The sequence below is a fragment of the Saccharothrix saharensis genome, from assembly GCF_006716745.1.
In the GTDB taxonomy this organism is placed as follows: domain Bacteria; phylum Actinomycetota; class Actinomycetes; order Mycobacteriales; family Pseudonocardiaceae; genus Actinosynnema; species Actinosynnema saharense.
Genome location: NZ_VFPP01000001.1, coordinates 348,612 through 361,264 on the forward strand (window position 1 = coordinate 348,612; position 12,653 = coordinate 361,264).

Consider the following 12,653-nt stretch of genomic DNA (forward strand, 5'->3'; position numbering starts at 1 on the left):
AGACCTCGATGACCACCGTCGTCACGCCCGGGTCCACGGGCGCGTACGTGAAGCTGGCCAAGCTCGACATCGTCGACTACTACCTCGGCGTCCTCGTGGTGTGGGCGCTGCTCGCGCCCGCGTCGCGGCTGGACCCCGGCGTGCTGGCCACCCTGGGCGTGTTCCTGGTCGGCGAGGTGTTCGTGATCGTCGCGATGGTCGCGCTGGACGACCTCACCGGCTACCGCGACGGCAGCGACGCGGCGAACTACGCCCCGGACGCGCCCGCGCGCAAGCTCAACCGCAAACCGCTGGTCGCGGGCACGCTGACCGAGCCGCAGGTGCTGCGGTTCGCGCTGGTCACCGCCGCCGTCGGCGCGGCGGTGTGGCTGGGCGCGCTGGCCGTCGCACCGCACCGTCCGCTGTGGGCGGTCGCGCTGGTGGCGGTCACCTACTTCTTCGCGCTGCAGTACTCGTGGGGCGTGAAGCTGAGCTACCGGGGCTTCCAGGAGTTCTTCCTGGCCGCGCTCGGCTGGGCGCTGGTGCTCGCGCCGTACGGCCTGGCCACCGGCGACCTCGACGGCGTGGTGGTCGTGCAGGCGCTCCTCTTCGGCCTCGGGCCGCTGCTGTTCGGCGTCTACTCCAACACCAACGACGTCGAGGGGGACCGGCGGGTCGGCCGGCCCACCGTGGCGGCGCTGACCACGCCGCGCGGCAACCGGTTGTTCGTCCGGGCCGTGTCGGTGTGCGAGTTCCTGCTGGTCCTGGCGCTGCCGCTGGTGGGCGGCCCGTGGTGGTTCCCGCTCGCCCTGCTGCCCACGGTCGTGTTGCGGCTCCGGCAGTTGCGCGTCGGCTTCGGCCGGGGCGACATCCTGCGGGCCCGGCGGATCGGCATCGACGTGCACCGGGTGACCGTGGTGACGCTCGTCGTGGTGAACCTGGTGGTGCGGTGATGGACCTCGACGTGGCCGTGATCGGCGCGGGGATCGCGGGGCTGGCCGCCGCGCACGAGCTGGCCCGGGCGGGGCGCGAGGTGCGGGTGTTCGAGGCGGCCGACCACGTGGGCGGCCGGATGGCGACCCGCCACGAGTCCGGGTTCGCGATCGACACCGGCGCGGAGCAGGTCTCCACCCGCGGCTACCCGAACACGTGGGAGCTGCTGCGGCGGTTGGGCGTCGAGGACGTGCCGAAGATCGGTCGGCAGCTCGGCGTGTGGCGCGACGGCCGGGTCCGGCGCGGGTTGGCGCACCCCCTCGGCCTGGTCACCGGTGCTGGGCTGCCCGTGCGGGCCCGACTGGACTTCGCGCGCGCGACCCGGGGCCTGGGCGCGCTCGACACCGCGCGGCCCGAGGCGTCGCGCGCGGGTCGCGCCACCGTCGCCGAGTTCTGCGCGCCCCACCACCGCGACGTGCTGGAGTACCTGTGCCAGCCGGTGGTGTCGGGGTTCTTCGGGTGGCGGCCGGAGCGCTCGGCCGCCGCGCCGTTCCTGGCCCTGCTCGACGCCATCGGCCCGGCCACGGCCTGGCGGACCTACGCCGGCGGCATGGACGTGGCGGCCCGGGCGCTGGCCGCGCCGCTCGACGTCACCCCGTCGTTCCCGGTGCGCGAGGTGCTGGCCGGACCGGGGTACGCCCGGATCACCGGTCCGGGCGGGGAGTTCCGGGTCCGGGCGGTGGTGCTGGCCGTGCCCGCGCCCACCGCCCGCGCGCTGTACGTCAACCCGCCGTTGCACGAGCGGCGCTTCCTGGACGCCTGCTCGTTCACCCCGATGGTGAAGGCGCACTTCATGCTCGACCACCGCCCGGAGCCGGACGTGTACCTGCTGGCCGTGCCGAGGTCGGAGAGCCCGTCGGTGTCGGTGGTGCTGTTCGACCACCTCAAGCACCCCGACCGCGCGCCCGCGGGCCGCGGCCTGGTCACCGTGATCGCCAACCCCCTGGTCGCGCTGGCGATGCTGGAGGCGCCGGACGACGAGGTGGTCTCCGCACTCGCCGCCGAGGCCGAGCGCTTCGTGCCGGGCCTGCGCGCCGCCGTGACGGGCTCGGTGGTGCACCGGTTCCGCCACGGCCTGCCCGAGGCCACGCCCCGCGCCCTGGCGCTGCGCGGCGAGTTCGCGTCCGGTCTCGGAGGGGTCGTCGACTACGCGGGCGACTGGGTGTCCTTGAGCCCCTACAGCGAAGCCGCGGTGCGCTCGGGTCGCGCCGCCGCCGCACGGGTCCACGCCGTGTCCCCGGACACCGGCAACAGGAGGCAACACGCATGAGGCCGCACGACATGGGCACGCTGTTCGACGAGGTCGCGGCGCGCGGCACGCACACCACCGTGCACCTGGACCGGCCGTTCGACATCCTGCCCGGGGGCCACGGGCCGGGCGTCGACCACACCGTGCCGCAACTGGCCGGGCTGGTCCGCGAGGCCGCCGGGTGGCTGTACGAGGCGGGTGCGCGGCGCGGCGACCGGGTGGCGGTGGTCAAGCGCAACCACTACGACTACGACCTGCTCGCGTGCGCGGCGGTGCGGATCGGGGCGGTGCCCGCGCTGCTGTCCGGGCACCTGCCCGACGACGTGCTGGAGATCCTGCTCAAGCGCCTGGACCCGGCGGTGCTGGTCACCGACCGCGTGCCGCCCGCCGGGTCGGCGCGGCGGGTGCTGTCGCTCGGGGATCCCGCGCCGGGCGCGCTGACGCTGGACGACGTGCGGGGCGCGCGCGTGCCCGCACCCCGGCGCCGGCACGACGACGAACCGCTGGTGGTCAACCACACCTCGGGCACGACCGGCGTGCCCAAGCTCGTCGTGCACACGACCCGCACGCTCGTGCACCGGCTGGCCCGGTTCGAGGCGGTGCGCTGGCCGGTGATCGGCGTGCGGCGCGGCGACGTCGTGGCCAACGCGAGCTCCTACGCGCACGGCCGCACGTTCTGCTGGACGGCCAGTGTGTTCTGCCTCGCGCCGCGCAAGGTCGTGCTGCTCAGCGACCCGGACGCGGCCGAGCGCGTGCTGGCCCGGCACCGGCCGACGACGGTGGAGGCGCTGCCCTCGGCCTACGTGCGGTGGCGGCCGCTGGCGGCCCGGCCGGACAACCCGTTCCGCGACGTGCGGCTGTTCGTCAGCACCTACGACGCCATGCACCCGCCGGCGATGCGGGCGATGCTGCACGCCTCCCGCCGCAGGCGGCCGCTGTGGGTGCAGGGCTGGGGCCAGACCGAGACCGGGCCGCTGACGTTCCGCTTCCTCACCCGCCGCGCGCTGGAGCGCTCGCCCGACGCCCGCGACCTGGGCCGCCCGGTGCCCGGCCGCACCCGGCTGCGCGTGGTGGACCCGGTCACGCTCACGCCCGTGCCGCGCGGGCACAGCGGGCTCGTGCTGGCCCGCACGGCGGCCCGGTGCGCCGGGTACGTCGGCGAGCAGGACCGTTGGCACGCCAAGGCCACCGGGCCGTGGTGGAACACCGGTGACCTGGGCGTGCTCACTCGGGGTGGCGCGGTGCGCCTGCTGGACCGCGAGGTGGACTCGGTGCCGGGGCTGAGCTGCCTGCGCCTGGAGGACCTGGTCGAGGACCGGCTGCCCGAGGTGGTGGAGTGCGTGGTGCTCGGCACGCCGGGCCGCCCGCCCCTCCCGGTGCTGGTGACGTCCGCCCCGCTGGACCCGGCGGCGTGGCGGCGCGCGGTGGCCGACCTGCCGCCGATGGCCGACCCGGAGGTGCTGGCGTGGGAGGACGTGCCGCGCACCGCCACCGGCAAGGTGCGCCGGCTCGACCTGCTCACCCGGCTGGCCGGCACCGCCGAGACCCACGGCAGCGGGCGGTGGACGTGACCACCTACGTGTTCGACCGGGCGCACGTCGCCGAGCAGCACCGCTGCCTGGCCGCCGCCTACGACCCGGTGACCTTCGCCCGGCTGGCCCAGACCGGGGTCCGGGCCGGGTGGCGGTGCCTGGACGTCGGCGCGGGCGGCGGCAGCGTGGCGCACTGGCTGGCCGGGCGCGGCGCGACGGTGCTCGCGACCGACGTGCAGCCCGACCACGTGCCGCCCGCGCCCCGGCTCACCGTGCTGCGGCACGACGTGGTGTGCGACCCGCTGCCCGACGCCGCGTTCGACCTGGTCCACGTGCGGCTCGTGCTGCGCCACCTGCCGGAGCGGGACGCCGTGCTGCGCAAGCTCGTCGCCGCGCTCAAGCCGGGCGGCTGGTTGCAGGTGGACGAGTTCGACAACTCCTACAGCCCGGTGCTGCTCGCGCCGACCCGGGACGCCGCCGAGCTGTACGAGACGTTCCTGGCGGTCAAGGAGAGCGTGTTCGACGCGTTCGGCGTGGACGGCGCGTGGGGACGCAAGGTGGCGGGCGCGATGGCCGGCGCCGGGCTGGTCGACGTGGACCCGCGGGTGGTCGTGCACCCGTGGCGGGCCGGGTCGCCGGGCGTGCGGCTGCTCGCGCACACCACGCACATGCTGCGGGATAAGCTGGTGGAGGCGGGCATGACCGACGCTCAGTTGGCGGCGGTGCGCGAGCTGCTGGCCGACGGCCGGTTCCTGGCCGCGTCGCCGGTCGTCTACTCGGTGCACGGGCGGCGGCCGGCATGACGTCGACGTTGACGGCCGTGCCGTGGTCGGGGCCGGTGGACCTGCCGCTGGGCGGCGAGCTGGACGTGCAGGCGGCGTGCGGGCTCATGCACGTGCACGGTCGGCGGTTCGGCCGGCCGACGGCGCTGGGGCTGGACTACGCGTCGATCCTGGCCGCCGAGCTGGACGCGATCGGCGCGGCGGCGCTGGACGTGGCGCGGCTGCGCGGCGTCCCGGTGCGGTCGGCGGCCACGTCGGTGGCCCAGGCGGCGCTGCTGGCGGTGACGCAGTACCTGGCGGCGGCCACCGCGGACGAGCCGGACCCGGTGCCGACGGGCGTGGGCGGGCCGCCGTTCCTGTCCGCCGACGGCGTGGCGTTCGAGGTCGAGGCGCTCGACGCCGAGGTGTGGCGGCGGTTCTGGGCGGCGCTGGACGCCGACCGGGGCGCGGTGGCGCGGGCGTGGCGGCCGTTCCAGCACCGGTTCGCCACCGCGACGTGCCCGCTGCCGCCGGAGCTGACCGGGTTGACCGCGCGGCTGCCGATCGTGCGGCTGGAACGGGTGGCCGCGGCGACCGGGATGACGCTGGTGCCGGTGGCGCACCGGGCGATCGACGACGTGCCGCCGTACGTGGTGCGGCCGCTGGGCGTGGGCACCGGGCCGGTCGGGGAGGGGGCACCGCGTCCCGGCGCGCTGCCGCTGTCGGGCCTGGTGGTGCTGGAGTCGTGCCGCAGGGTGCAGGGCCCGGTGGCCGGGCACCTGCTGTGGCAGCTCGGCGCGACCGTCGTGCGGGTCGAGCCGCCCGGTGGCGACCCGCTGCGGGGCGTGCCGCCGCTGGCGGGGGACGTGTCCGCGCGGTTCCACGCGCTCAACCGGGGCAAGCGGGTCGCGGCGGTCGACCTGGCCACCGTGGCCGGGCGGCGCGAGCTGCTGGAGCTGGTGTCGGGCGCGGACGTGTTCCTGCACAACTGGGGTCCGGGCAAGGCCGCCGCCTGGTCGCTGCGGGCCCGTGACGTCGCCCGGGTGCGGCCCGGGATCGTGTACGCCCACGCGTCCGGCTGGGGCGACGCCTTGGGGCCGCGACCGCCGCTGGGCACGGACTTCGTCGTGCAGGCGCACGCGGGGGTGCCGCCGTCGCTGATGACGATAGTCGACGTGTTCGGCGGGGTGGTGTGCGCCCGCGGTGTGGTGGACGCCCTCGGCGGGCGGATGAGGTCCGGCCTGGGGCAGTCGGTGTCGTCGTCGCTGCTGTCGGCGGCCGCGCGGCTGAACGCGCGGGCGACGCGGCGGTGCACGGCGCCGTTGAGCGTGCCGGTGTGCACCGACCTGGCGGCGCTGGCCCGTGACCCGCGGTTCGCGCGGGCGCTGGTGCGGGACCGGTGCGTGGTGCCGGGACCGGTGTGGGAGTTCGGATGAGCTGGACGTCGTCGACCGGGGTGGTGGTGCGCGACCTGGTGCCCGCCGCGCTGCGCCGGTCCTGGGTCGCGGCGGGGCACTGCCCCGACCGGGACCTGTACTCGCTGTTCCGGGACCGGGTGGCCGCGCACCCCGTCCGGACGGCGGTGATCGACCCCGACGGGGCGTGGGACTACGCGTCGTTGGACCGGGCGGTGCGGTGGCAGGCGAGGGCGCTGAGCCGGTACGGCCCCACCGACATCATCGGCATTGCCGTGCCGAACGGGCGGGAAGCGGTGGTGGCGGAACTGGCGGTGGCGGCCGTCGGCGGGGTGGCGGTGCACCTGCCCGACGGTGGTTCGCCGGTGGTGAGCACGGTCGTCACCGACGTGTCGGAGGCGGTGGCGGCGGCGTCCGACCCCCGTCGGGACGTGCCGTGGACGCCGGTCGCGGTCGGGCCGGAGGCGCCCGCCCGGATCCTGGTGTCGTCGGGGTCGGAGGCCGCGCCGAAGCTGGTCGCCTACTCCCACAACGCCTTCGCGGGCGGTCGGGGGAACTACGTGCGGGCGGTGCACGGCGACACGGCGGTGCCGCGCGACCTGGTGCTGGTCCCGCAGGCGTCGGCGTTCGGGTCGTTCGGCGCGGCGATCACGCTGTGCCGCTGGGGCGGCACGGTGGTGCTGATGCGCCGGTTCGACGCGGTGGAGGCGTTGCGCGCGGTGGCGGAGCACCGGCCGACGCACGTGTTCGGCGTGCCCACCATGCTGCGCCGGATGGCGGCGTTGGCGTCCACAGCGGACATGTCGTCCGTGCGGGCGGTGGTGTCCAGCGGCGATGTGCTGACGCCCGGGACGCTGGCGGCCGTGCGCTCGGCGTTCGGCTGCCCGGTGATCAACGTCTACGGCTCGTCGGACGGCGTCAACTGCCACACCGCGACTCCGGAGCACGGGGTGGGCCGGCCGGATCCGGCGGTCACCGACATCCGGGTGGTGGACGGGGAGATCTGCGCGCGGGGACCGATGACGCCGCTGTGCTACGTCGACGCGCCCGAGCTGGACCGGCGGCACCGCCTGCCGGGCGGCTGGGTGCGCACCGGGGACGAGGGTCGCTTCGACGCCGACGGCACCTTGCACGTGGTGCGGCGCCTCAAGCGCGTGGTCATCCGCGGTGGTTTCACCATCAGCCCGGCCGAGGTGGAACGGGCGCTGGACGGGCACCCCGTGGTGGCGGAGGCGGCGTGCGTGCCGGTGCCGGACCCCGACCTGGGGGAGCGGCTGTGCGCGTGCGTGGCCGTGCGCCCCGGCCACCGCGCGCCGTCGCTGGACCAGTTGACCGCGTTCCTGCGGGAGCGCGGCCTGAGCCGCCGCAAGCTGCCGGAGCACCTGGTGGTGCTGCCGGAACTGCCGTTGGGGCGCACGGGCAAGGTCTGCCTGCCCACCGTGACCCGGTTGGCGGCCGAGCACCACGCCGCCGGCCGCGGGGAGCAGTCCGTCGAAAACGCGTAGGAGGTCGTGGTGGTGCTGAGGCTGGATCCGTTCGCGGGGCCGGGGTTCGCGTCGTTGGAGGCGTTGGCCAAGGCCGTGGACGACGTGGACCTGCCGGTCGGGCTGGTCGAACTCGTGCGGTTGCGGTGCTCGCAGCTCAACGGCTGCACCTACTGCACCCGGCTGCACCGCGGCGCGGCCGTGGCGGCGGGGGAGACGCGTGACGTCGCCTCGTGGCGCACCGACCCCGCGTTCACCGGGTCGGAACGGGCCGTGCTGGCGTTGGCCGAGGCGGTCACGCTGGTGCACGACGGGCACGTGCCGGACGCGGTGCTCGACGCGGCGATCCGCGCGGTGGGCGAGGTGCGGGTGCAGCAGGTCGTGTGGGTGGCGACGGTCGTCAACGCCCACAACCGGCTGGCGATCAGCGCCCGGCTCACCTGAGGCCGACCACCGGGGCCGGGGTGCCGCCGAACGACGTCCGGGTGACCACGAGCGCGCCGGGCGCGGCGACGAGCAGGACGTCCGGCCGGCCGCGCGCGCCCGAGCCGTCCAGGCGGACCGGGGTGGACGTGGGCGGCGAGCTGTCCAGCGGGTGCGTCACCAGGGTCAGCTCACGGCCGTTGTCGGCGCACGCCCGCACGTAGGTGGTGGCGGTCGTCAGGTCCGCGGTGCGCAGCGGGCAGTCGTCGACCGGCAGCGGCGTGGTCGCGCCGGTGGCCGGGTCGAGCGCGGCGAGGCCGGTGACCCGGCCGCCTTCGCTGTCCTCGACCAGCGGCGTGACGCCGACGTCGGTGCGCACGGTCCAGGGCCGTTCCGGCCGGGACAGCACCCGGCCGGTGTCGGCGTCCAGCACCCCGTCCGGCACCGCGTCCGGCGTCCGCGCCGCGCCGAAGGCCTGGAAGAGCACGACGGACCCGTCCGGTGTGCCGTGCAGCCGGACGTCCTGCCGCTCGTCGTCCGCCTCGACGCGCGGGACCTCGTGCTGCCACCGCTGCTCGCCGGTCGCCTCGTCCAGCGCCGTGACGCCCAACGTCCCAGCGCACACCGTGGGCACGAGGACGGTCGTGCGGCCCCACGCCACCTGGCCGAACCACGACGTGCAGCCGTCCGGCGGCGACCACCGCCACCGCGGCTCGCCGTTGACGACGTCGTACCCGGTGACGACCTCGCCGTCGCGCACGGTCAACGACCGCGCGCCCGGCTGCACCTGGCCGGTCTCCACCAGCACGGACCGGACCACCATCCCGAACCGGGGCGTCCCGGTGTCGGCGTCGAGCACCACCACCGACTGCGCCCGCGTGTCGTGCACGGACCGGAAGGTCACCACCACGGTCCGGCGGTCCACCGACGCCACCACCGCGCCCACCGGCGCACCGGGCCGGGCGTACCGCCACTCGACCCGCCCGTCGGTCCCGTTCAAGCCGACCACGGCCCCGTCCCGGGTGGCCACCGCGACGCCGTGCGGGATCGGCGCGACGTCCACCACGTCGGCGGGCGGCTGCCACGCCCACTGCCGACCACCCGGCCGCTCCACCAGTGGCTCCGGTGCGAAGTCCCGGGCGTCCCGGGTCTCCGACCGGACGATGACCGCCTCCGCGCCGACCGGCGCGAACCACGCCGCCACCGCCACCACGACGGCCGCCGCCACACCGGACGGGCGCACCCGCCACCGTCCCCGCCGGTCTCCGCCCGCCTCCGGTCGCCGTCCCACCAGCCCGACCGCACCCACCGCCACCGCGAGCGACCCGACCGCCAGCACCGGCAGGTCGGCACCGGTCAGGCCGATCAGCAGGTCCGACGCCAGCAGCCACCACACGGCCGCGGCCGAGCAGACGGCCGCCACCACCGCCACCACCCGCGCCGCCCGGTCGCCCACGACCGCGAGCAGCGCCGCGAGCACGACGCCCACCGCCGCTCCGATCACCGCGGCGTCCACGTCCGGCCGGGGCACGCCACCCGACAGGAACGGCGCGCACGCGGCGCACAACGCACCCACCACCGCCATGTACCGCAGCATCCCGGCACCTCCCCCCGCGTGTGACGGCACGCGCCGGTGATCCGTTCCACCGACGGGCCGGCGGTCGGGGATGGGGCAGAATCGGGCCGGTGAGCACCAACTGGGCAGGCACCTTCACCTTCTCCGCCGCGCGGACCGCGCACCCGACGTCCGTCGAAGAGCTCCAGGACGTCGTCCGGAACGCCGGGTCGGCGCGCGTGGTCGGCGCGGGGCACTCGTTCAGCACGATCGCCGACACCGACGGCACGCTGATCAGCCTCGACCGCATGCCCGAGGTGTTCGAGGTCCGCGGCGCGACGGTGCGGGTGGGCGCCGGGACGCGGCTGGCGCGGCTCGCCGAGCGGCTGCACGCCGTGGGCCTCGCCCTGCCGGCCATGCCGTCGCTTCCCCACATCACGATCGTCGGCGCGTGCGCCACCGCCACCCACGGCTCGGGCAACGACGTCGGGTCGCTCGCGAGCCTGGTCCGCTCGCTCGACCTGGTCGCCGCCGACGGCAGCGTCACAACCCTGACCAGGGGGGACGCCGGGTTCGACGGCGCGGTGGTGGCGTTCGGCACGCTCGGCGTGGTCGTGACCCTGGAGCTCGACGTCGTGCCGACCTTCGAGGTCGAGCAGCGCGTCTACCGCGACATGCCGTTCGACGCCCTGGTCGAGCACGTGGACGCGGTGTTCGCGAGCGCCTACAGCGTCAGCGCCTTCACCACCTGGCGGGGCGTGGCGCAGGTGTTCGCCAAGCACCGCACCACCGACACCCGGCACGACCTGGCCTGGACCGGCGCGACGCCCGCCACCGAGCCGGTGCACCCGGTGCCCGGCCAGCCCGCCTCGCACTGCACGGCGCAGCTCGGCGTGCCCGGCCCGTGGCACGAGCGGCTGCCCCACTTCCGCGCCGACTTCACCCCCAGCGTCGGCCGCGAGCTGCAGTCCGAGTACTTCGTGGCCCGCGAGCACGCCGCCGACGCGTTGCGGGCGCTCAACGACCTTTCGGCTCAGATCGCCCCCGTGCTGCTGACCTCCGAGGTGCGCACGATCGCGGCCGACGCGCAGTGGCTCAGCCCGGTGCACGACCGGCCGAGCGCGGCGTTCCACTTCACCTGGCAGCCGGACGAGGCGGCGGTCCGCGCCGTGCTGCGCGAGGTCGAGGCGGCGCTGAGCCCGTGGCGACCGCGCCCGCACTGGGGCAAGCTGTTCGAGCTGGCCGACCCCGGCGGGCGGTACGCGAACTGGGCGCGGTTCGCCGAGCTGCGGGACCGGCTCGACCCGGACCGGACGTTCCGCAACCCGCTGGTCGACGACTGGTTCACCGGTTGAGCGCTCTCACATCCGCGCGAACCGCCGCAACCCGTCCAGGTCGGGCACGACCACGTCGCGCCGCAGGTGGCTGACCACCACGCCGGCCTTGCGCAGGTCGGCGAACGCCTTCTCGGCGGTGCGCGGCTTCATCCCGGCGATCGAGGCCAGCTCGACCTTGGTCAGCGGGATGCCCAGCACCCACCCGCCGACCTCCTGCCTGCCGTGCGCGCCGACCAGCTCGGCCAGCACCCGGGCGACCCGCTCGGCGGCGGTGTGCGACAGGAAGTCGCGCCGCCGCCGGTTCGCCCACCGCAGCTGGTCGTCGATGACGCCGATCAGCTCCACGAAACCGTCGTTGCGGCGGTGCAGGAAGCCGTGCAGCTCGGCGCTCGTGATCAGCTTCGCGGTCACGTCACCGCACGTGATCACGGTCGCCGAGCGCGGCTTGTGGTCCAGTGCCGCCAGCTCGCCCACCAGGTCGCCCGCGACCCGCACGGTGAGCACCGCGGTGTCCCCGCTCGCGTCGTTGACCAGCACCTTCACCACGCCTTCGAGCAGCAGGAAGACGTGCGTGTCGGTGGCGTCCTGGACGATGATCTCCCGGTCGGCGGCGTAGCGGACCGTGGTGCCCAGCGACATCAGCTCGTGCCGGCTGTTCTCCCGCAGCCGCGCCAGCAGCGTGCCCGGCGGCCACTCCGCCGTCGCCACGCTCTGCCGCACCGCGGGCGCGCCCGGCTTCGCGGTGGCCAGCGACCGGCCCGCGTCGGCGAACGACGCGTAACCCCGCTCGAACGACGGGTCGGGCCCGACACCGGACAGCAACGCCTCGCACGCCCGTCGCTGCTCGTCCAGCGCTCGTACGGCCGGGTGACCCGCGCCCAGCGCCGACACCGCCCGCATCGACGCGTCGCGCACCACGTCCAGCAGCCGCTGCGCCTGCGACCGCGTGCCGTCGAGGTGGGCGAGCTCCAGCTCGGCCGACGCCAGGTTCGACGTCGCGATCACCGCGTGCGGGTGGTCCGCGCCCAGCCGGGTCGCGGTGCGGTCGGCCGCCGAGCGCAGGCTCGGCAGCGCGAGCCGGGCCCGTTCCGCGGACCGGCGCACCCGGGCCAGCTCGAACTCCGCCGACGCCAGGTTCGCCGCCGCCACCAGCGCCCTCGGGTGGTGCGTGCCCAGCGCGTTGAGCACGCGGTCGGTCGCGTCGCGCAGGTCCGTCAGCGACTCGGCGACCTCCTCGGCGTCACCGTGGTCGCGGGCGGTCCGGAACCGGGCGCACATCAGGGCCAACCGCAGCACGCACGTCTGCGGGTGGTTGGACCCGAGCACCGCCGCGTTGCGCTGTAACGCCAGTTCCAGCGCGCCCGTCTCGCCCGGTTTCGCGGGCTCCACGGCCACCGCGACCGAGCCGACCGCGACGGGGTCGGGCACCGGCAGCGGGTCCAGGAAGTCGCCGACCACCTGGCGCAACGGCGTGCCGCGGCCGAACGCGGTGCTCGGCGGCCTGCGCCGGACCTGCCGGGGCGCGGTCGTGCCCGGTTCGCGCCGACCGCGGGCCACGGACGCCAACGCCTGCTGGTCGCGCACCCGTGACGCCTCCGGCCCGGCCGGGTCCACCAGCGCCAGCATGGCGATCAGCAGCGCGTCGGCGGCGTCGGGCGAGCCGATCCGGGTCATCCCGGCGGCGCAGCGCAGCAGGCGGTCCACGTCGCGGCGCGCGCTGAGCGCGTCCAGCGAGCGCGCCAGGTCCACCGCGAGGCGGCGGGCCGCCTGCCGGTCCGGCGCGGACCGGGCCAGGACTGCTTCGAGTTCGACCATTCGGCTGTTCATCCGGCACCCCAGGTGGTTGCTCGGTCTGCGACGGCGCGGCTCCGGCGTTCGGACGCCGCTGTACGGCGTTCGGGCGCGGGTCCACGTGCCACCGAAGT

General features: G+C 76.0%; 10 protein-coding genes. 8 read left to right on the top strand and 2 right to left on the bottom strand.

Annotated features, from left to right (window positions below):
- The first annotated feature begins 8 nt into the window (after positions 1-8).
- Genes FHX81_RS01010 through FHX81_RS01040 form a run of 7 tightly spaced genes read left to right on the top strand, consistent with a single transcriptional unit; the run spans position 9 to position 7,857 of the window.
- Entirely contained in the window at positions 9-932 is a 924-nt protein-coding gene (locus FHX81_RS01010; RefSeq protein ID WP_141974772.1) for a UbiA family prenyltransferase, read from the top strand.
- The gene (locus FHX81_RS01015) at positions 932-2,242 is read left to right on the top strand and encodes an NAD(P)/FAD-dependent oxidoreductase (RefSeq protein ID WP_141974773.1); all 1,311 of its coding nucleotides are present in this window, start codon (positions 932-934) and stop codon (positions 2,240-2,242) included. The genes FHX81_RS01010 and FHX81_RS01015 overlap by 1 nt, the downstream gene beginning before the upstream one ends.
- Complete coding sequence (locus FHX81_RS01020) at positions 2,239-3,792, top strand: class I adenylate-forming enzyme family protein (RefSeq protein ID WP_246107555.1); 1,554 nt, start codon at positions 2,239-2,241, stop codon at positions 3,790-3,792. Before FHX81_RS01015 ends, FHX81_RS01020 begins: the two co-directional genes overlap by 4 nt.
- Positions 3,789-4,556, top strand: coding sequence for a class I SAM-dependent methyltransferase (locus tag FHX81_RS01025; protein ID WP_342787150.1), 768 nt, complete (start codon positions 3,789-3,791; stop codon positions 4,554-4,556). The genes FHX81_RS01020 and FHX81_RS01025 overlap by 4 nt, the downstream gene beginning before the upstream one ends.
- Entirely contained in the window at positions 4,553-5,950 is a 1,398-nt protein-coding gene (locus tag FHX81_RS01030; protein WP_141974775.1) for a CoA transferase, read from the top strand. The genes FHX81_RS01025 and FHX81_RS01030 overlap by 4 nt, the downstream gene beginning before the upstream one ends.
- The gene (locus tag FHX81_RS01035) at positions 5,947-7,434 is read left to right on the top strand and encodes a class I adenylate-forming enzyme family protein (RefSeq protein WP_141974776.1); all 1,488 of its coding nucleotides are present in this window, start codon (positions 5,947-5,949) and stop codon (positions 7,432-7,434) included. Before FHX81_RS01030 ends, FHX81_RS01035 begins: the two co-directional genes overlap by 4 nt.
- A 12-nt stretch (positions 7,435-7,446) precedes the next feature.
- A complete protein-coding gene (locus FHX81_RS01040; protein WP_170231875.1) occupies positions 7,447-7,857 on the top strand; it encodes a carboxymuconolactone decarboxylase family protein in 411 nt (136 codons plus the stop codon).
- Here FHX81_RS01040 and FHX81_RS01045 read toward each other — a convergent pair.
- A complete protein-coding gene (locus FHX81_RS01045; RefSeq protein WP_141974778.1) occupies positions 7,850-9,433 on the bottom strand; it encodes an outer membrane protein assembly factor BamB family protein in 1,584 nt (527 codons plus the stop codon). The genes FHX81_RS01040 and FHX81_RS01045 overlap by 8 nt on opposite strands.
- Before the next feature lie 89 nt (positions 9,434-9,522).
- On the opposite strand from FHX81_RS01045, the gene FHX81_RS01050 reads away from it, so the two are divergent.
- Complete coding sequence (locus FHX81_RS01050) at positions 9,523-10,746, top strand: FAD-binding protein (RefSeq protein ID WP_211363342.1); 1,224 nt, start codon at positions 9,523-9,525, stop codon at positions 10,744-10,746.
- A 6-nt stretch (positions 10,747-10,752) separates the two neighbouring features.
- On the opposite strand, the gene FHX81_RS41680 is transcribed toward FHX81_RS01050, so the two are convergent.
- Positions 10,753-12,555 carry a Crp/Fnr family transcriptional regulator gene (locus tag FHX81_RS41680; protein ID WP_246107556.1) on the bottom strand — a complete coding sequence of 601 codons (1,803 nt, stop codon included), beginning with the start codon at positions 12,553-12,555 and terminating at the stop codon, positions 10,753-10,755.
- Positions 12,556-12,653 lie beyond the last annotated feature (98 nt).